The organism is Pseudomonas sp. 44 R 15 (assembly GCF_900004965.1).
GTDB classification, from domain to species: Bacteria; Pseudomonadota; Gammaproteobacteria; order Pseudomonadales; family Pseudomonadaceae; genus Aquipseudomonas; species Aquipseudomonas orientalis_A.
Genome location: NZ_CVTU01000034.1, coordinates 1 through 19555, shown reverse-complemented (window position 1 = coordinate 19555; position 19555 = coordinate 1). Strand labels below are relative to the sequence as shown.

Sequence of the window (19555 nt, the reverse complement as noted above, 5' to 3'; positions counted from 1 at the left end):
AAGCAGTGGATGGTTGATACAGATCAGGACAGTCTAGCGGTCAAGCCAGACAAGGGAGGCGAATCGGCCCGTACGCGGGCTGCGTCGATAGGAAAAGAAACGCGGGTCGGTCACGGTGCAGTAGCCGCCACCGTAGACAGCGGTAACACCCTGCGCGGCGAGGCGCAGGCGTGCAAGTTGATAGATGTCGGCCATGAACTTGCCGGGATTACGGCTGGGAACAAAGGCTTGGGCAGTTGCCGGCAGTTGCTGCATGAACGCTTCACGCACCTCGGGACCGACTTCAAAGGCCTGCGGGCCGATGGCCGGACCGAGCCAGACCAGAACGTCGGCGGGCGGGCTCTCAAGGCTTTCGAACGCCGCCTCCAGCACCCCTGCCGCCAACCCACGCCAACCGGCATGAGCCGCCGCAACACGGGTGCCTGCTCGATTGCAGAACAATGCAGGCAGGCAATCGGCCGTCATGGCGGTGCAGGCGATGCCCGGTGTGCTGGTCCAACTGCCATCGGCTTCGGCGATCCGGCCCGGATCGGCCTCGACCACCGTGGTGCCGTGGACCTGGCGCAACCAGGCCGGCTGGATATCGAACGCTGCGGTAAGGCGACGACGATTTTCCAGGACGGCCTCAAGGCTGTCCTCCACATGGTCGCCCAGGTTGAGGCTGTCGAACGGCGCCACACTGACGCCGCCCGCACGGGTGGTGACGCAGGCTTTGACCTGAGACGGCGCAGGCCAGTCAGGAATCAGCCAGTCACTCATCCGACAAACGCCTCGCGATCCTGCTTGAGCAGCGACAACAGCCAGACCAGATCGTCCGGAAGCGGCGATTCCCAGCTCATGCGCTGACCGCTCGTCGGATGATCCAGCTCCAGGAAGCGTGCATGCAGTGCCTGGCGCGGGAACGTCTTGAGCGATTCGACCATGGTCTGGCTGGCCGCAGGCGGAATGCGGAAGCGACCACCGTAGGCCGGATCGCCGACCAACGGGAAGTTGATGTGGGCCATGTGCACGCGGATCTGGTGAGTTCGACCGGTTTCCAGCTTGACCCGCACATGGGTGTGGGAACGGAAACGCTCCAGCACGCGATAGTGGCTGACGGCCTGCTTGCCGCCCTCCATCACCGCCATGCGCTGGCGCTGCTGGCCGTGGCGACCAATGGGTGCATTGATCTTGCCACCGGCCACCACGACGCCGATCACGATGCATTCGTAGATCCGGCTGACGCTGCGACTCTGCAATTGAGTAACAAGTTGCGTCTGCGCCTGAATGGTCTTGGCCACCACCATCAAGCCGGTGGTGTCCTTGTCCAGACGGTGCACGATGCCGCAGCGCGGCACGTTGATGATGTCCGGCACGTGGTGCAACAGGGCATTGAGCAAGGTGCCATCAGCGTGCCCGGCCGCCGGGTGAACCACCAGGCCTGCGGGTTTGTTGATGACCAGGATGTCATCGTCTTCATAGACGATATCCAGCTCGATGTCCTGGGCGACCCATTCTCCCTGGGCTTCCTGCTCGGCAGTCAGCTCAAGAATCGCACCGCCATGCACTGTGTCTCGCGGGCGGATAACCGCTCCATCCACAGTCAGGCGGCCGTCTTTGATCCAGGCGGAAAGGCGCGAGCGCGAGTGCTCAGCGAATAATTGTGCGGCGACTTGATCGAGGCGTTGGCCGCCCAATTCGGACGGCACCTCTGCGCGAAGTTCAATTTTATCGGACATGCTCAGACTAGGCGTGGCACAGCCTTTGGTTTCGGCTGCGCGCTTGTGGTTAAATACGGCGTCTTTTGCCCCGAGGCTTTCAACGGGGCGCTCATCATAACAGGACGGCCCCGCCCAAGACAGCGGCCGTCATAGGGACGCAAGCCGCCATGCAAGTGAAACACCTGCTGCTGATCGCCATCCTCGCCATGACTGCTGCTTGCTCGTCAACCAAGGACGTCGTCGACGAAAACCTGAGCGAAGTCGAGCTTTACCAGCAAGCTCAGACAGACCTGGATAACAATAGCTACACCAGCGCCACCGCTAAGCTCAAGGCACTGGAGTCGCGGTATCCGTTCGGACGCTATGCCGATCAGGCCCAGCTCGAGCTGATCTACGCCAACTATAAGAACGCCGAGCCGGAAGCTGCCAAGTCCGCTGCCGAGCGTTTTATCCGCCTGCATCCGCAGCATCCGAACGTGGACTACGCCTACTACATGAAGGGCCTGACCTCGTTCGACCAGGACGTTGGCCTGCTGGCGCGCTTCCTGCCGCTGGACATGACCAAGCGCGACCCGGGCGCGGCACGCGACTCCTACAACGAGTTCGCCCAGCTGACCAGCCGCTACCCGAACAGCCGCTACTCGCCGGACGCCAAGCAGCGCATGATCTACCTGCGCAACCTGCTGGCTTCCTACGAGATCCACGTGGCCCATTACTACCTGACCCGTCAGGCGTACGTGGCCGCTGCCAACCGTGGCCGCTATGTGGTGGAGAACTTCCAGGAGACCCCTTCCGTGGGTGACGGCCTGGCCGTGATGACCGAGGCTTACCAGCGCTTGCACCTGGATCAGCTGGCGACCACCAGCCTGGAAACCCTGAAGCTCAACTACCCGGACCACCCGAGCCTGAAAGACGGCCAGTTCGTGCCTCAGGTTGACGAAGCCGACAACCGTTCGTGGCTGAGCAAGTACACCCTGGGCCTGATCGAGTCCCGTCCGCCGCTGCCGCCAGGCGAAACACGCGCCAACCAGGACGTGATCAAGCAGTACCAGGATGCCAAGGACGCGATTCCTTCGGACCTCAAGCCGCACGACGAGAACGGCGACGTGATCGAAGAAGAAGAGCCGCAAGCCCTGGGTAACAACCAGGACCGCTCGTGGTTCAGCTACATGACCTTCGGCGTGTTCGACTGACCGTTCGACGCAACGCAAAAAGGGAGCTCTCAGGAGCTCCCTTTTTCATGGGCGAGTATTTATTGCGCTGTGCGCCCATGGCCACCTTGGCTAAACTGGCGCATTCCTTATCGAGAAACTGCCCATCATGCTTCGTCTATTGTTCTGGATCGCCGTCATTGCCGCCGCGGTATGGCTCTGGCGCAAATTCAAAAACCCTGCCGCCAGGCAACCGCGCACCGGCGAACCCAATGCCGCCTTGATGGTGCGTTGCGCCCATTGCGGCGTGCACGTGCCGCAGGATCGGGCGCTGAGCTCGGGCCAGCAATGGTATTGCACCCAGGCGCATCTGCAGCAGGGGCCGAAGTCTATCCAGCGCTGACTCGACCGGCGGGCGCGTAAGGTGCAGGGTCGATGATCGGCGCATGCCCCAGCAGCAAGTCGGCAAATAGCTGGCAGGACGCCGGGGCAAGCACCAGGCCATTGCGGTAATGCCCGCAATTGAGCCACAAGCCGTTGAAGCCGGGTACCTCGCCGATATACGGGATACCTTCCGGCGAGCCGGGCCGCAACCCCGCCCAGTGCCCCACCACCTCGGCGTCCGCCAGGGCGGGAAGCAGTTCCACCGCCGAGGCCTTGAGACTTTCCAGCGCGCTTATCGTCGGCGTTTTGTCGAATCCCTCATGCTCCAGGGTGCTGCCAATCAAAATATGCCCATCCCGCCGCGGGATCGCATAGCGCCCTTTAGCCAGGACCATGCTCGACAAGAAGTCAGACGCGCATTTGTAGAGGATCATCTGGCCCTTGACCGGCTCAACAGGCAGTGCCAAGCCCAGTTTTCCCAGCAAATCCCCGCTCCAGGCACCCGCTGCGAGCACGACCTGATCACCCGTCATGGCGCCAGCGCTCGTATTCACGCCGACCACGGTGTCGCCCTGCAAAATAAAGCCATCGACTTCGCACTGCTCGTAAATCGTCACATCGGGCAGCGCCGACAACGCCGCCTTGAGGGATTTGACCAGGCGCGGGTTGCGCACATTGGCCACATCGGCCATGAAGATCGCCTGCGAATATCCGCCGCCCAGCGCCGGAACGGCATCATGGGCCGCCGATACGTCCACTTTGCTCAAGGGCCTGCCCTCACGCGCAGCCCAGGCCAGGGCATCGGCTTCGTCATCCAGGTCGAGCCAATACAGACCTGTGGTGTGAACCTCGGGATCGACGCCGGTCGCAGCGAACAGCCGTTGTGCCAGTTGCGGGTAGAAATCCTGGGACCAATGGGCCAAGGCGGTCACCGCCGGGCTATAGCGCCATGGATACAACGGCGAAACAATCCCGCCGCCAGCCCATGAGGACTCCTGCCCAAGCCCACCGCGCTCCAGCAATATGACGGCCTGCCCCCGGTTCGCCAGGTTGTATGCCGTCAACAAACCAATCACGCCGCCGCCGACAATCACTACTCGCTGTTGCTTAGCCATCATTTGATCCAGCCGATAAAAAGGGAAAAGCGCGCCCGGCGCCCATTCATCCAGCACTCTCATCACTGCCCCCAGCATGCCTTGAGCGGCATTTGCGGCACCGCTCCCGGATTGCTGCGCATACCGGTGCTGGTCAAGCTGAATTGGCCGCAGGCGTCGTCCGCCATGACTGAGTGCGGGGCAGGCGTGGCGAGCAAGACAAAATCATGAGGGTTCAATACGGCGCTGATTCTATAGTGATCATTGCCTGTACTGACGCCGCCTGCATCAATAAAAGTGCCGTTGCGCGTGTAAAAACGCTGCAGATGTTGAGCCTGCTCGCTCAGCAGCGCGACGACTTGCACCCGATACACCTTTTTTACCTGGCCGGTGTATCCGGGGTAAGCGATCCCGGCCAGCAACGCGATGATCGCCACCGCGATCAACAGCTCGATCAGGGTAAAGCCCTGGCTATCCATGCCCATTGAATTGCTCCTTATTGAAGTTGCCGCCATAAGACTCGCCGAAACCGCGCGCCGTCGCCCTCCCCCACCCGCGCATACACCGTCTCAAGCACCGTGCGCGACTGGCCACCCAGCCCCACGGCCGTCACCCGAAAGAGCGCGGCCGGGATAAGCGGCGGTAAATGCGCCTGGCCCATCCCCACGCCCAGGGATTGAATGCCATATACCCCGTCCTTGAACGCCACCCAATTCACCGCAGAGACCGGATTTGGCCCAGGGCCAACCACCGAAAATGCCTCCGCGGGCGGCGCGCAGTGGATGATCGAGTGGCAAAGTGGCAGCGCAGGTCCGCCCCTGCGCACTGCCGACTCCCCCAGCCGCAGGCCACTTTCGGCCGTCTGGAACGATTGATTACGTTGCCACAGGCTACCGGCGACCTTCTGCTGAGAGATCGCGGCCTGCATGGATGACAACCCCACCAGTGACAGCAACAGCAGAAAGACCAGGCTGATCAGCAATACCATTCCCGCCTGGCGCACAGGGCTCCCCCCACTCAGGATCATCGCCCTACTCCAGCCGGTTGCGCAGTGCGGCCACGACGCTATAGGCCTGATCCTTCACGCGCCCGGTCGGGTCCTGCAGGGTCATGCGGATGCGCACGCTTCGGATCAACGATGCGTCGGCCGGGTGGCTGTCGTAGCGCGCCACGTCCGTCGATTCAGGCCTGGCCGCTACCCCGAAACTGATCTCGAAGGCCCGTACGTTATCTATCAGCACCGCCTTGGCCGGTGCCGACGGCGTACTGATTTTCAACTGCCCCGCCTCATGGGTGTAGGTGAGTTCTCGTATGGCAAACCGAATCTGGCCGGGCGCGATCACAGGCGGCGTGCCGGCGTAAGCCTGTGCCGCATCCCTGCAGTCGGACACTACGGTCCAGTCTGGCTTGCCGGCACCGTCGCCGGTATTGGCGGTCACCAGCGTCAGTGACGTTGCGCTTGCCGACATTTGCCAGCCAATCGGCCGATCAAAGGCCGCCGGGGCGTTGTCGATAAACGCCGGGGCCAAACATCCCAGCATGCCTGCCTGGCGAATATCCTGGACCAGCTTGTTCAGCACGAATCGCGCATCATCCTGCAGCACCGTAGCGGCCTGCTGGCTGGCCTGGGTCAGCCGCGTACCGATCAGCACCTGGCTCGCGCCAAGGATCAGCACCAGCCCGACGGCCAGCGCCAGCAGCAACTCCACCAGCCCGAAACCACGTGCGGGACGGTTCATTGCGATCGGCCTTGCCCACTGGCGATACGGCTGCTCAGGGTGAAGGTTTGCCGCGCACCCAGGCTGCTCTCCAACCTGACGTCTTCCCACGTGATGCTGATAGTGACTTCATTGCCGCTGACCGCCACGGCACCTTTGGCGTCTTCGCCGGCAAAACCTACGATATTGGCTTCGAAATCGTGCAAGTCCAGGTCACGCACGCTGGCGGTCGAGGTGCTCGGCGGCGCGCGCTCGGCTTGGGCCCAGGCGTAATCGACCCCGGCATTGGCGCGAATTCGATCGAGCATATCGTAGGCAATGAAACTGGCCTGGCTGGTCATCCGTGCATTGTCGGTGTATTTGAGCGCGTTGAGCTGGAGAGCCGCGGCCCCCAGCAGTCCGATAGCCAGGACCAGCACCGCTACCAGTACCTCGATCAGGGTCATGCCGGCTTGAGGTCGATGAACTGCGCGTAGAAATAAGGTGTTGCTGCACAAAGGCATTACCGTCGTCGTCCATGTCGAGGGCCGTAGAAAAACAGCAGAACCCTGCTGTACGCCCCAAGACTAGCGCCGGTTTTTGGCGGCTGCTGCTATCGGAACAAAGGGAAATACATTGGACGTAAAGGCCATCATTCAGCATCAGGGAGCAACCGCTATACCTATGCCTGTCACTTAAAGATCAACCGCATCCACGGATGGGACGCACATGACACAACGAGGGTTCACCTTGATCGAATTACTGCTGGGGCTGATCGTCACGGGCGTTCTGGCGCAACTGGCCATACCCGGCTTCAAGGGTTTGCTGGAATCGCAGCAGCAACAAAGCGTGGCCCGGTCACTGGCCGACGGGCTGCGTTATGCGCGCACGGAGGCGATCGCACGCAGTCGTGCAGTGGTCATCCATGCAAGGGAGCAAGACTGGAGCCAGGGCTGGCGGGTGATCCTGGATATCAGTGGTCGCGGCCATCTGGATGACGAGAATCCGGTGCTGCTGGAGCGACAGGACAGCGGGCGCGTACCGGTAGCCGGTAACGGCCCGGTCAGCAGCCAGGTACGTTTCAGCGCGTTGGGGGAGCCGGTGTTTGCGGGCGGCGGGTTTCGTGCCGGCACCGTGCATGTGTGCGACACGACGCTGGCACAAAGCCTGTATCAGATAGTGCTGGCGCCAAGTGGGCGCGTCAGCCTGCGCAGTGACAAAACCGAGCAGGCGTTATGCCGTGGTTGAGCGAGCCGGGTTCAGAGCAGCGAGCGCACCCGCAGTTCCTTGGGCATCGAAAACGTAATGTTTTCTTCGCGTCCCGCCAACTCATCGGCGCCGGTGGCCCCCCAGGCGTGCAATTGCTGGATGACGCCACGCACCAGGACTTCCGGAGCCGAGGCGCCCGCCGTGATGCCGATGCGCTCGACACCGTCGAACCAGCTACGCTGCATATCCTCGGCGCCGTCGATCAGGTACGCCGGTGTCGCCATGCGCTCGGCCAGCTCACGCAAGCGATTGGAGTTGGAGCTGTTCGGGCTGCCGACCACCAGCACCACATCGCACTCATCGGCCAGTTGCTTGACCGCGTCCTGGCGGTTTTGCGTGGCGTAGCAGATGTCGTCCTTGCGTGGGCCGCCAATGGCCGGGAATCGCGTGCGCAGGGCATCGATAACGCGGCTGGTGTCGTCCATGGACAAGGTGGTCTGGGTAACGAACGCCAAGCGCTCCGGGTTCTGCACTTGCAGGTTGGCGACGTCTTTCTCGTCTTCCACCAGGTAGATGGCGCCGCCATTGCTGGCGTCGTACTGGCCCATGGTGCCTTCGACTTCCGGATGACCGGCGTGGCCGATCAGGATGCATTCACGGCCATCACGGCTGTAGCGCGCCACCTCGATGTGCACCTTGGTCACCAGCGGGCATGTGGCATCGAATACTTTCAGGCCACGGCCGGACGCTTCGGTGCGCACGGCCTGGGAAACGCCGTGGGCGCTGAAGATAACGATGACATCGTCAGGCACCTGGTCGAGTTCTTCGACGAAGATGGCGCCGCGAGCACGCAGATCTTCAACCACGAACTTGTTGTGGACGACTTCATGCCGCACGTAGATCGGCGGGCCGAAGACTTCCAGGGCGCGGTTGACGATTTCGATCGCCCGGTCCACACCGGCACAGAAGCCACGGGGGTTGGCGAGTTTGATTTGCATGCTGTGCCTCGTGTCTTGCAGCCACATTGAGTCAATATTAACGCTGACTCAACAGATAATGGAGATCAAAGGTGGGAGGGGAGCAAGCCCCCTCCCACATTTTAGACCAGCGCCTTGACGTTGATGATCTCGACGTCAAAGGTCAGTGTCTTGCCGGACAACGGGTGGTTGAAGTCGATGGTCACTTGCGTGTCATCGAAGGCTTTGACCACGCCGGGCAATTCCGTATTCGCCGCGTCATTGAAGATCACCAGCAGGCCTTCCGACAGCTCCATGCCTTCGAACTGCGAACGCGGGATGATCTGCACGTTTTGCGGGTTGGGCTGGCCAAAGGCGTTTTCCGGCAGGATCTGCAGGTTGCGCTTGTCGCCGGCCTTGAAGCCGAACAAAGCCGCTTCAAAACCGGGCAGCAGATTACCGTCACCGACCTTGAAGGTCGCCGGGGCTTTGTCGAAGGTGCTGTCGACCGTGTCGCCATTCTCCAGGCGCAATGCGAAATGCAAAGTGACTTCCGTGTTCTGGCCGATGCGTTGCTCAGCCAATACCTGATCAGTCATTGACGGTCTCTCCGGTTTTCTTGCTCTTGAACATGTCCAGCGCCAGCATGATTGCGCCGACGGTGATAGCGCTGTCGGCAAAGTTGAACGCCGGGAAATAATGGCGGTTCTGCCAATGCACCAGGATGAAATCGATCACGTGGCCCAGGGCAACGCGGTCGTACAGGTTACCCAGCGCGCCGCCCAGCACCAGGGCCAGCGCGATGGCCAGCCAGGTGTCGTCCCGGCCCAGGCGCTTGAGCCAGACCACCAGCACCGCACTGACCACCACGGCGATCACCGCGAACAACCAGCGCTGCCAGCCACCGCCATCAGCGAGAAAGCTGAAGGCCGCACCGGTGTTGTAGGCCAGGGTCCAGCTGAAGTAATCCGGGATCACCACGATCTGCTGGAACATTTCCAGGGTGCCTTCGAAATGAGCCTTGCTGACCTGGTCGATGACCAGCACCAGCACGCTCAATACGAGCCAGCCCAGGCGTCCGAAACGACTGGCAGAGTTAGGCATAGTGACGAACCTCGCCTTCACCGCTGATGTTATCGACGCAACGACCGCAGATTTCCGGATGCTCGGGGTTCACGCCGACATCTTCACGGCAGTGCCAGCAACGGGCGCATTTAGGGAAGGCCGACTTGACCACCTTGAGCTTCAGGCCCGGCACATCGGTGGCCACGGCATCTGCCGGAGCCTGGGCGAAAGGCGCCAGGCTTGCGGTGGAGGTGATCAACACAAAGCGCAGTTCGTTGCTCAGCTTGGCGAGATCGGCGGTCAGGCCGTCCTCGGCAAACAGGGTGACTTCGGCTTGCAGGTTGCCACCCACGGCCTTGGCCGCGCGCTGCACTTCCAGCTCCTTGTTCACCGCAACCTTCACGGCCATCACGCCTTCCCAATACTCGCGGCCCAGTTCGAAGTCGGCAGGCAGTTCGGTCAAGCCTTCATACCAGGTGTTGAGCATGACGGACTCGTTACGCTCGCCCGGCAGGTACTCCCACAATTCGTCGGCGGTGAACGCCAGGATCGGTGCGATCCAGCGCACCAGCGCTTCGCTGATGTGGTACAGCGCGGTCTGCGCCGAACGGCGCGCCTTGCTGTTGGCACCGGTGGTGTACTGGCGGTCCTTGATGATGTCGAGGTAGAAACCACCGAGCTCCTGCACGCAGAAGTTGTGGATCTTGGAATAGACATTCCAGAAGCGATACTCGCCGTAGTGTTCCTGCAACTCGCGCTGCAGCAACAGGGCGCGGTCCACGGCCCAACGGTCGAGGGCGAGCATGTCCTCTGCCGGCAGGATGTCGGTGGCCGGGTTGAAACCGGTCAGGTTCGACAGCAGGAAGCGCGCGGTATTACGGATGCGACGGTAGGCATCGGCGCTGCGGGCCAGGATCTGGTCGGAGACGGCGATCTCGCCCGAGTAATCGGTCGAGGCGACCCACAGACGCATGATGTCGGCGCCCAGGGTGTCGTTGATCTTTTTCGGCTCGATCACATTCTTCAACGACTTGGACATCTTGCGGCCGTTTTCGTCGACGGTGAAGCCGTGGGTCAACAGCTCCCGGTACGGCGCGTGGTTGTCGATGGCGCAACCGGTCAGCAGCGACGAGTGGAACCAGCCACGGTGCTGGTCCGAACCTTCCAGGTACAGGTCGGCACGCGGGCCGGTCTCGTGGCCCATCGGGTGCGAACCGCGCAGCACGTGCCAGTGGGTGGTGCCCGAGTCGAACCATACGTCGAGGGTGTCGCTGATCTTGTCGTACTGCGGCGCTTCATCACCGAGCAACTCGGCAGCGTCCATCTTGAACCAGGCTTCGATGCCTTCCTGTTCAACGCGCTGGGCCACGAGCTCCATGAGCTCGACGGTACGTGGGTGCAGTTCGCCGCTTTCCTTGTTCAGGAAGAACGGGATCGGCACGCCCCAGTTACGCTGGCGGGAGATGCACCAGTCCGGACGGTTGGCGATCATCGAGTGCAGGCGCGCCTGGCCCCAGGCCGGGACGAACTTGGTGCCTTCGACGGCCTTGAGCGAGCGTATGCGCAGGGTTTCGCCGCGGGTCGGCTCTTTGTCCATGCCGATAAACCACTGCGCGGTCGCGCGGTAGATCAACGGGGTCTTGTGGCGCCAGCAGTGCATGTAGCTGTGCTGGATGGTGGCGGTTTGCATCAGCGCACCGACTTCACGCAGCTTTTCGATGATTGCAGGGTCGGCCTTGAAGATGAACTGGCCGCCGAAGAACTCCAGCGACGGCACGTACACGCCGTTGCTCTGCACCGGGTTGATGATGTCATCGTTGACCAGCCCGTATTTCTTGCAGATCACGAAGTCGTCCACGCCGTAGGCAGGCGAGCAGTGAACGATGCCAGTACCCGAACCCAGTTCGACGTAGTCAGCCAGGTACACCGGCGACAGGCGGTCGTAGAACGGATGACGGAAGTTGATCAGTTCCAGCGCGGAGCCGGTGGTGGTGGCGATCACCGAACCTTGCAGCTCGTAACGCGCCAGGCACGGCTCGACCATTTCTTCGGCCAGCACCAGCAGGCGATCGCCAACGTCCACCAGCGCGTAGGTGAACTCGGGGTGCACGTTCAGCGCCTGGTTGGCAGGGATGGTCCATGGCGTGGTGGTCCAGATCACGATGGCCGCCGGCTTGGCCAGCGATGCCAGGCCAAAGGCCTCGGCCAGCCTGGCCTCATCGGCAATCGGGAAGGCCACATCGATGGTCGAGGACTTCTTGTCTTCGTACTCGACTTCCGCCTCGGCCAAGGCCGAGCCGCAGTCGAAGCACCAGTTCACGGGCTTGAGGCCCTTGAACACGAAACCGCCCTTGACGATTTCGGCCAGGGCGCGGATTTCACCGGCCTCGTTCTTGAAATTCATGGTTTTGTAAGGGTTGTCCCACTCGCCCAGGACACCCAGGCGGATGAATTCGGACTTCTGCCCTTCGATCTGCTCGGTGGCGTAGGCACGGCACAGTTCGCGGGTTTTATCCGCGCCCAGGTTCTTGCCGTAGGTCACTTCGACTTTGTGTTCGATCGGCAGGCCGTGGCAATCCCAACCCGGGACATACGGCGCGTCGAAGCCCGACAGGGTCTTCGAACGCAGGATCATGTCCTTGAGAATCTTGTTCAGCGCGTGACCGATGTGAATGGTGCCGTTGGCATAAGGAGGGCCGTCGTGCAGGACGAATTTCGGACGATCCTTGCCAATTTCGCGCAACTTTCCGTACAGGCCAATACTGTCCCAGCGCTGCAGGATCTGCGGTTCGCGCTGTGGCAGGCCGGCCTTCATTGGGAAGGCGGTGTCCGGAAGGTTTAGCGTGGCTTTATAGTCGGTCATTTAAGGCTCTTCGGTTAGCGATGGGCGCTAGGTGCGGCTAGTGCACGGGCGGCGGCGACATCCGCATTGATCGCCGTTTTCAACGCCTCAAGGGAGGCGAAACGCTGCTCTTCACGCAGCTTCTGGTGGAAAACCACCGTTAAACGCCGGTCATACAAGTCACCGGCAAAATCCAAAAGGTGAACTTCCAGGTGGGCCTTGCCATCACCTGCAACCGTGGGCCTGACGCCTATGTTGGCGACTCCCGGCCACGATTGGCCGTCGATGTCGACACTCACCAGGTAAACCCCGGTCAGCGGCACACGACGGCGCTTGAGTTGCACGTTGGCGGTTGGCGTGCCCAGTTGGCGCGCCAGCTTCTGGCCGTGCAGTACCCGCCCGGCGATGCGGAACGGGCGACCGAGCAAACGCTCGGCCAAGGCGAAGTCGGCAGCCGCCAGGGCGTTACGCACCTGGGTACTGCTCACGCGCAGGCCGTCCAGTTCGACGGTTTGCGCGGCTTCGACGGTAAAACCCTGGTTGACGCCGGCGTGTTGCAGGAAATCGAAATCGCCGACCCGGTCGCAACCAAAACGGAAGTCGTCGCCGACCTCCAAATGCTGCACGCCGAGACCATCGACGAGGATGCGGTCGACAAACTCGGCGGCGCTGAGGCTTTGCAGGCGCTGGTTGAAAGCCAGGCAGAGGACGCGGTCCACGCCTTCTTCAGCCAACAGTTGCAGTTTGTCTCGCAGGCGGGCCAGACGGGCCGGCGCCGTTTCCGGGGTGAAGAACTCCCGCGGCTGTGGCTCAAAAATCACCACGCAGCTGGGCACGCCCAACTCGACCGCACGCTCGCGCAGCCTGGCCAGGATAGCCTGGTGGCCACGGTGAACACCGTCAAAGTTGCCAATGGTGGCGACGCAGCCCCGGTGCTCGGGGCGCAGGTTGTGGAGACCTCGAACCAGCTGCATAACGCGCTTCTTGCTCATAAAGTGGTCGATTATAACCACACCCGGCCCCGGACGACAGGCAACAGCGCAGGCCAAATGGATCGATTCGATAAAACAGCCGTTTTATCGCGGCAAACTCTCTACCCCAGCGACTTGCGATTGAAATCGCGCAGGCGGAAACCCTGCAGCAGCAACATCCCGAAGTACACCACCACGCCAGCCACTACCAGCACGCCCAGGCGCATGAAGCGCTCCAGCATATGGCCCTGGTCCCAGGCCGGCATCACGTGCATCAGCCCAAACAGCACGGCCGACATCGCCGCGACCGCCACGAGCAACTTGAGGGTAAAGGCGCCCCAGCCGGGCTGCGGTTGGTACATCTGCTGCTTGCGCAGTTGATAAAACAGCAGGCCGGCATTGATACAGGCACCGGCACTGATCGCGAGCGCCAGGCCGGCATGGGCCAGCGGGCCGATAAACACCAGGTTGAGCAATTGCGTGACGACCAGAGTGAAGATCGCGATCTTCACCGGTGTGCGGATGTTCTGCTGGGCATAGAAACCCGGCGCCAGCACCTTGATCACGATAATGCCGAGCAACCCCACGGAGTACGCCACCAGCGCATGCTGGGTCATCAGGGCGTCGTGCGCGTCGAATTGCCCGTATTGAAACAGCGAGACCGTCAAGGGTTCGGCCAGGATTCCCAGGGCCAGGGAGCACGGCAGCACCAGCAGGAAGCACAGGCGCAGGCCCCAGTCGAGGATGCGCGAGTATTCCTGGCGGTCCTTGCTCGCATAGGTGCGCGCCAGGGTCGGCAGCAAAATGGTGCCCAAGGCCACCCCGAGCACGCCGGACGGCAATTCCATCAGGCGGTCGGCGTAGTACATCCACGACACCGAACCGGATACCAGCAACGACGCGAACGCCGTATTGATAATCAGGGAAATCTGACTGACGGACACACCAAGGATCGCCGGCAACATATTGCGCATCACGCGCCAGACGCCGGTGTCCTTGAGGTTCAGGCGCGGCAGCACCAGCATGCCGATCTTTTTCAAATGCGGCAGTTGGTAGAGCAGTTGTGCCAGGCCGCCGGCCAGGACGGCCCAACCCAGAGCCATCACCGGCGGATCGAAGTACGGCGTGAGGAACAGCGCGAAGATAATCATGCTGACGTTAAGCAGCGTCGGCACGAAGGCCGGCACCGAGAAACGGTTCCAGGTATTGAGAATCGCCCCGGCAAGCGATGACAGCGAGATCAGCAATATATAAGGAAAGGTCACGCGCAGCAGATCAGTGGTCAGTGCGAACTTTTCCGGGGTATTGGCAAAGCCGGGAGCCGTGGCCCAGATCACCCAGGGCGCGGCGAGCATGCCGAGCACGGTCACCAGCATCAACACCAGTGTCAGAAGGCCCGAGACATACGCGATAAAGGTGCGGGTCGCCTCCTCCCCCTGTTGAGTCTTGTATTCGGCCAGGATCGGCACGAAGGCCTGGGAGAACGCGCCTTCGGCGAAAATCCGGCGCAACAGGTTGGGCAGTTTAAAGGCAATGAAGAAGGCGTCCGTGGCCATGCTGGCGCCAAAAATGCGGGCCAGCAGGGTGTCACGCACAAACCCCAAAACCCGGGAGATCATCGTGATAGAGCTGACGGCAGCCAACGATTTGAGCAGATTCATTGAAAGAGTTTGCGCCTATAGATAAAGAGCAGGCGAACAAAGCGCCTACTTATGCGATACTGCGCGCCTGCAACAGCACAGCGCCAAAGCTCGCGAGTTTACAGGTCAAGCGCCGGAAATAAATCACCCGCCTCTTCAGATCGACCACTCAGCAGTTCGCATCAGCCGCTCTTGACAACCCATCAAGTCATCGGCATGATTCGCGGCCTATTTTGTTTGCTATTTCCTAAAAAGTCTTTCGAGGAGCTCGACGGTGGCCAACACACCTTCCGCCAAAAAACGTGCAAAACAGGCTGAGAAGCGTCGCAGCCACAACGCCAGCCTGCGTTCCATGGTTCGTACCTACATCAAGAATGTAGTTAAAGCCATCGACACCAAAGACGCTGAAAAAGCCCAAGCTGCTTACGTTCTGGCCGTGCCAGTTATCGACCGTATGGCCGATAAAGGCATCATCCACAAGAACAAGGCCGCTCGTCATAAGAGCCGCCTGAATGGCCACATCAAGGCTCTGAACGTTGCTGCTGCAGCCTAAGTGGTAACAACTGCCACGTGACCTCAGGTTGCGTAACAGTTAAGAAATGCCCCGTACCGAAAGGTCCGGGGCATTTTTGTTTTCTGGAATGCACACCTATCCAAATGTGGGAGGGGGCTTGCCCTCGATGGCGGTGTATCAGTAAGAAATACTTTGACTGACACACCGCTATCGGGGGCAAGCCCCCTCCCACATTGACCCCATGAGTGTCAGGTAGATATTTTCAAGCACAAAAAAAACGCCCCGAACCAGTCGGGGCGTTTTTGCTACCGATTGATCAAACCACAATCAATGGTGATGACCGCCTTCACCGTGGACGTGACCGTGAGCCACTTCTTCCTGAGAAGCGTCGCGAATGGCAACGATCTTCACCTGGAAGTTCAGGCGCTGGCCAGCCAGGGGGTGGTTGCCGTCGACGGTCACGTCGTCGCCGTCCAGGTCGCGGATGGTCACGATCTGCATTTGGCCGTCCGGCGCGGAAGCGTGGAACTGCATGCCGACTTCCAGTTCATCAACACCTTCGAACATGCTGCGGCTCAAGGTGCTGACCAGTTCGGCGGAGTATTCGCCGTAGGCATCTTCAGGCTCGACGGCAACGGTCAGTTCATCACCGACTGCCTTGCCTTCCAGCGCCTTTTCCAGGCCAGGGATGATGTTACCCGCACCTTGCAGGTAGACCAGCGGCGCGCCGCCGGCGGAGCTGTCGATGACCTCACCAGCGTCGTTGGTCAGGGTATAGTCGATGGAGACAGCCTTGTTAGCGGCGATCGTCATGGGGCGAGACCTTTTGCATAAGAATGAAGAACGGACAAGTCTAAACAAGGATTTGTCCGAAAGCGAACAGAACCCGGACGGACGGGGCCGACCAACGGTCTCGACGATAACCGGATTCCACCAGGACGACGACCTGCACTGGGTCGCCGAGCTGTCCTGCGGCCACACCCAGCATCTGCGCCACCAGCCGCCGTGGCAGTCGCGCGCCTGGGTGCTCGACCCCGCGCAACGCCTTGAAAAAATAGGCCAACCCTTTGCCTGCGGCTGGTGTGCGCAACAGCACGAATAACGATAACCTTGGCGCCTGATTCGCGGTAGGTGCTCAAGCATAGAGCGCCACCCCAGCCATGCACCTCCAGAGAATTCGCATGCAGACTTTTTTTATCGCGCCCACCGATTTTGGTGTGGGCCTGACCTCCATCAGCCTTGGGCTGGTGCGTACCCTGGAACGAGCCGGGCTGAAAGTCGGTTTTTTCAAACCGATTGCCCAGCCACACCCTGGCGATACCGGCCCCGAGCGTTCCACCGAACTGGTGGCGCGCACCCACGGCCTGAAACCGCCCCAACCCCTGGGCCTGGCCCATGTCGAGCGCATGCTCGGCGACGGCCAGCTGGATGAGTTGCTCGAAGAAATCATCACGCTGTACCAGCAAGCCGCCGTGGGCAAGGACGTGCTGATCGTCGAAGGCATGGTGCCGACCCGCAGCGCCAGTTACGCGGCCCGGGTCAACCTGCACTTGGCCAAGAGCCTGGATGCGGAAGTGATCCTGGTCTCGGCCCCGGAAAACGAAGTGCTCACCGAACTGTCCGGTCGCGTGGAACTGCAGGCGCAATTGTTCGGCGGTCCGAAAGACCCGAAAGTACTCGGCGTGATCCTTAACAAGGTGCGCACCGACGAAAGCATGGAGGCGTTCTCGGCGCGTCTCAAGGAGCACTCGCCGTTGTTGCGCAGCGGTGATTTCCGCCTGCTGGGCTGCATTCCCTACCAGCCCGAACTCAACGCGCCGCGCACCCGCGACGTGGCCGACCTGATGGGTGCGCAGATCCTCAATGCCGGTGACTACGAAACCCGGCGCATGACCAAGATCATCATTTGCGCGCGCACCATGCGCAACACCGTGGAGCTGCTCAAGCCCGGCGTACTGGTCGTAACACCCGGCGATCGCGACGACATCATCCTCGCCGTCAGCCTGGCCGCGATCAACGGCGTGCCGCTGGCCGGCCTGCTGCTGACCAGCGATACCCTGCCCGACCCGCGCATCATGGAGCTGTGCCGCGGTGCATTCCAGGCCGGGTTGCCGGTGCTGTCGGTGAGCACCGGTTCCTACGACACCGCCAACCAGCTTAATAGCCTCAACAAGGAAATCCCCATCGATGACCGCGAGCGCGCGGAGATCATCACCGACTTCGTCGCCAGCCACCTCGATGCACGCTGGCTGCACCAACGCTGCGGCACGCCCCGGGAAATGCGCCTGTCCCCTGCGGTATTCCGCTACCAGTTGATCCAGCGCGCCCAGGCCGCCAACAAGCGCATCGTGTTGCCCGAAGGCAGCGAGCCGCTGACTGTGCAAGCCGCTGCGATCTGCCAGGCGCGGGGCATCGCGCGCTGCGTGCTGCTGGCCAAGCCGGCGGACGTGGAAGCCGTCGCTCGCGCCCACGGCATCGATTTGCCCGAAGGCCTGGAGATTCTCGACCCGGACCTGATCCGCCAGCGCTACGTCGAGCCCATGGTGGCACTGCGCAAGAGCAAGAGTTTGAACGCACCGATGGCCGAGCAGCAGTTGGAAGACACCGTGGTGATCGCCACCATGATGCTCGCCCTGGACGAAGTGGACGGCCTGGTCTCCGGCGTCATCCACTCCACCGCCAATACCATCCGCCCTGCCCTGCAGCTGATTAAAACAGCGCCGGGCTGCACCCTGGTGTCGTCGGTGTTCTTCATGCTGTTCCCCGAGCAGGTGCTGGTGTACGGCGACTGTGTAATGAACCCGCACCCCAGCGCTGCGGAGCTGGCTGAAATTGCCTTGCAAAGCGCCGACTCGGCGGCCGCGTTCGGCATCGCCCCGCGCGTGGCGATGATCAGTTATTCCAGCGGCGATTCGGCCAGCGGCGAGGAAGTCGAAAAAGTCCGCGAGGCCACCCTGCTCGCCCACGAACAGCAAAGCTCACTGCTGATCGACGGCCCGCTGCAATACGACGCCGCCGCCAACGAAAGCGTGGCCCGGCAATTGGCGCCCAACAGCCAGGTCGCCGGCAAGGCCACGGTATTCGTGTTCCCCGACCTGAACACCGGCAACACCACCTACAAAGCCGTGCAGCGCAGCGCCGATTGCGTGAGCCTGGGGCCGATGCTCCAGGGCCTGCGCAAACCGGTCAACGACCTGCCACGCGGCGCCCAGGTGGACGACATCGTATACACCATCGCCCTCACCGCGATCCAAGCCGCCAACCGACCTATGGATATCTAAATGCTGGATTTTCTACCTGCCGCCGTACGTGGGGTGATCGCGTCCCTGCTGCTGGCACTGAACACGATCCTGCTGTGCTCGTTCCTGTTTATCGTCGCGCTGTTCAAGGCGCTGCCCTTCGCCAAGCGCTTCAGCGAATGGTTGATGAATCACACCCACGAAGCCTGGGTCACGAACAACAAGGGCTGGATGAACCTGGTGCGGCGCACGCGCTGGCACCTGAGCGGCCTCGAAGGCCTGGATTACCAGCATTCGTATCTGGTCACCAGCAACCATCAGAGCTGGGTCGACATCATGGTGCTGCAATACGTGCTCAATCGACGGATTCGCCCGCTGAAGTTCTTTCTCAAGCAGGAACTGATCTGGGTCCCGGTGATTGGCCTGGCGTGGTGGGCCCTGGGCTTTCCATTCATGAAGCGCTACAGCAAGGCTTACCTGGAAAAACACCCGGAAAAGAAAGGCAAGGACCTGGAAACCACGCGCAAAACCTGTGCGAAGTTTCGCGACAACCCGGTGGGCATCTTCAACTTCGCCGAGGGCACGCGGTTTACGCCAGGCAAGCACGCGCAACAGAAGTCACCGTTTCGCTATCTGCTCAAGCCCAAGGCCGGCGGAATCGCGTTTGTGCTGGATGCCATGGGTGAGCAATTGAAGTCACTGGTGAATGTGACTATCCACTATCCGGCCGGGCGACCGGGGTATTGGGATTTGCTGTGCGGGAATGTGAAGGACGTGGTGGTGCAGTTCGAAGAAGTGCGGATTCCGGCCGAGTTTATTGGCAGCAATTATGAGCAGGATGGGGAGTATCGGTTGGCGTTCCAGGGCTGGATCAACCAGCTGTGGGAAGACAAGGATGCCTTGCTGGACAAGCTGCACACCGATTTCCCAGACCGCAACTGATCAAAAATGTGGGAGGGGGCTTGCCCCCGATGGCGGCCTCTGGGCCGACCAGGATGTTGGATCAGACTGAGTACATATCCGTTTCTGCGGTAACGGCTGCTTAGGGTTCCGCCCTGACGGCGGCTCACTTTTGAAAAGCGCAAAAGTAAGC

Annotated in this window: 20 protein-coding genes and 1 pseudogene; 7 read left to right on the top strand and 14 right to left on the bottom strand. The window is 61.3% G+C overall.

Going from position 1 to position 19555, the window contains the following annotated elements; all coding sequences use genetic code 11:
- Window positions 1–33: 33 nt before the first annotated feature.
- Together pgeF and rluD are read right to left on the bottom strand one after the other, a co-directional pair.
- A complete protein-coding gene (gene pgeF / locus BFP93_RS02815) occupies window positions 34–759 on the bottom strand; it encodes a peptidoglycan editing factor PgeF (RefSeq protein ID WP_065891871.1) in 726 nt (241 codons plus the stop codon).
- A complete protein-coding gene (gene rluD / locus BFP93_RS02810) occupies window positions 756–1718 on the bottom strand; it encodes a 23S rRNA pseudouridine(1911/1915/1917) synthase RluD (protein WP_065888000.1) in 963 nt (320 codons plus the stop codon). Before rluD ends, pgeF begins: the two co-directional genes overlap by 4 nt.
- Before the next feature lie 149 nt (window positions 1719–1867).
- Between rluD and BFP93_RS02805 the strand changes: the two genes are divergently transcribed.
- Both BFP93_RS02805 and BFP93_RS02800 read left to right on the top strand, forming a co-directional pair.
- A complete protein-coding gene (locus BFP93_RS02805; RefSeq protein WP_065888001.1) occupies window positions 1868–2893 on the top strand; it encodes an outer membrane protein assembly factor BamD in 1026 nt (341 codons plus the stop codon).
- A 127-nt stretch (window positions 2894–3020) separates the two neighbouring features.
- Window positions 3021–3254: a PP0621 family protein gene (locus BFP93_RS02800; RefSeq protein ID WP_065888002.1), complete on the top strand. Its 234-nt coding sequence runs from the start codon at window positions 3021–3023 to the stop codon at window positions 3252–3254.
- Here the strand turns inward: BFP93_RS02800 and thiO are convergent.
- The 5 genes from thiO to pilV form a co-directional block, all read right to left on the bottom strand.
- Window positions 3241–4350, bottom strand: coding sequence for a glycine oxidase ThiO (gene thiO / locus BFP93_RS02795; RefSeq protein WP_065891890.1), 1110 nt, complete (start codon window positions 4348–4350; stop codon window positions 3241–3243). The genes BFP93_RS02800 and thiO overlap by 14 nt on opposite strands.
- Window positions 4351–4412: 62 nt before the next feature.
- Complete coding sequence (locus tag BFP93_RS02790; RefSeq protein ID WP_065891870.1) at window positions 4413–4814, bottom strand: type IV pilin protein; 402 nt, start codon at window positions 4812–4814, stop codon at window positions 4413–4415.
- Between the two features lie 11 nt (window positions 4815–4825).
- Complete coding sequence (locus BFP93_RS02785) at window positions 4826–5356, bottom strand: pilus assembly PilX family protein (RefSeq protein WP_065891869.1); 531 nt, start codon at window positions 5354–5356, stop codon at window positions 4826–4828.
- 4 nt (window positions 5357–5360) lie between these two features.
- Window positions 5361–6068: a PilW family protein gene (locus tag BFP93_RS02780; protein WP_065891868.1), complete on the bottom strand. Its 708-nt coding sequence runs from the start codon at window positions 6066–6068 to the stop codon at window positions 5361–5363.
- Window positions 6065–6550 (bottom strand): type IV pilus modification protein PilV, encoded by a 486-nt coding sequence (gene pilV, locus BFP93_RS02775; RefSeq protein ID WP_065891867.1) that lies wholly within the window; start codon window positions 6548–6550, stop codon window positions 6065–6067. The genes BFP93_RS02780 and pilV overlap by 4 nt, the downstream gene beginning before the upstream one ends.
- A gap of 205 nt (window positions 6551–6755) precedes the next feature.
- On the opposite strand from pilV, the pseudogene BFP93_RS02770 reads away from it, so the two are divergent.
- A pseudogene (locus tag BFP93_RS02770) lies at window positions 6756–7332 on the top strand (GspH/FimT family pseudopilin).
- Here the strand turns inward: BFP93_RS02770 and ispH are convergent.
- From ispH to murJ, 6 genes are all read right to left on the bottom strand, one after another.
- Complete coding sequence (ispH, locus tag BFP93_RS02765) at window positions 7286–8233, bottom strand: 4-hydroxy-3-methylbut-2-enyl diphosphate reductase (RefSeq protein ID WP_057725850.1); 948 nt, start codon at window positions 8231–8233, stop codon at window positions 7286–7288. The pseudogene BFP93_RS02770 and the gene ispH overlap by 47 nt on opposite strands.
- Before the next feature lie 101 nt (window positions 8234–8334).
- Window positions 8335–8775 carry an FKBP-type peptidyl-prolyl cis-trans isomerase gene (locus BFP93_RS02760; RefSeq protein ID WP_170875978.1) on the bottom strand — a complete coding sequence of 147 codons (441 nt, stop codon included), beginning with the start codon at window positions 8773–8775 and terminating at the stop codon, window positions 8335–8337.
- A 7-nt stretch (window positions 8776–8782) separates the two neighbouring features.
- Window positions 8783–9295: a signal peptidase II gene (gene lspA / locus BFP93_RS02755; protein WP_065891865.1), complete on the bottom strand. Its 513-nt coding sequence runs from the start codon at window positions 9293–9295 to the stop codon at window positions 8783–8785.
- Window positions 9288–12119 carry an isoleucine--tRNA ligase gene (gene ileS / locus BFP93_RS02750; RefSeq protein ID WP_065891864.1) on the bottom strand — a complete coding sequence of 944 codons (2832 nt, stop codon included), beginning with the start codon at window positions 12117–12119 and terminating at the stop codon, window positions 9288–9290. The genes lspA and ileS overlap by 8 nt, the downstream gene beginning before the upstream one ends.
- A gap of 14 nt (window positions 12120–12133) precedes the next feature.
- A complete protein-coding gene (ribF, locus tag BFP93_RS02745) occupies window positions 12134–13072 on the bottom strand; it encodes a bifunctional riboflavin kinase/FAD synthetase (protein WP_065888011.1) in 939 nt (312 codons plus the stop codon).
- Window positions 13073–13191: 119 nt separating this feature from the next.
- Window positions 13192–14730, bottom strand: coding sequence for a murein biosynthesis integral membrane protein MurJ (murJ, locus tag BFP93_RS02740; protein WP_065891863.1), 1539 nt, complete (start codon window positions 14728–14730; stop codon window positions 13192–13194).
- A gap of 253 nt (window positions 14731–14983) precedes the next feature.
- Here murJ and rpsT point away from each other — a divergent pair, with 253 nt between their 5' ends.
- Entirely contained in the window at window positions 14984–15262 is a 279-nt protein-coding gene (rpsT, locus tag BFP93_RS02735; protein WP_003171647.1) for a 30S ribosomal protein S20, read from the top strand.
- A 288-nt stretch (window positions 15263–15550) separates the two neighbouring features.
- On the opposite strand, the gene BFP93_RS02730 is transcribed toward rpsT, so the two are convergent.
- Window positions 15551–16036: an FKBP-type peptidyl-prolyl cis-trans isomerase gene (locus BFP93_RS02730; protein WP_003171645.1), complete on the bottom strand. Its 486-nt coding sequence runs from the start codon at window positions 16034–16036 to the stop codon at window positions 15551–15553.
- Here BFP93_RS02730 and BFP93_RS02725 point away from each other — a divergent pair.
- From BFP93_RS02725 to BFP93_RS02715, 3 genes are all read left to right on the top strand, one after another.
- Entirely contained in the window at window positions 16035–16325 is a 291-nt protein-coding gene (locus BFP93_RS02725; protein ID WP_122561932.1) for a DUF3565 domain-containing protein, read from the top strand. The two genes, BFP93_RS02730 and BFP93_RS02725, sit on opposite strands and share 2 nt — an antisense overlap.
- A gap of 79 nt (window positions 16326–16404) precedes the next feature.
- Entirely contained in the window at window positions 16405–18504 is a 2100-nt protein-coding gene (gene pta / locus BFP93_RS02720) for a phosphate acetyltransferase (protein WP_065888013.1), read from the top strand.
- On the top strand, window positions 18505–19404 hold the full coding sequence (locus BFP93_RS02715) for an acyltransferase (RefSeq protein ID WP_065888014.1): 900 nt from the start codon (window positions 18505–18507) through the stop codon (window positions 19402–19404).
- Window positions 19405–19555: the final 151 nt, after the last annotated feature.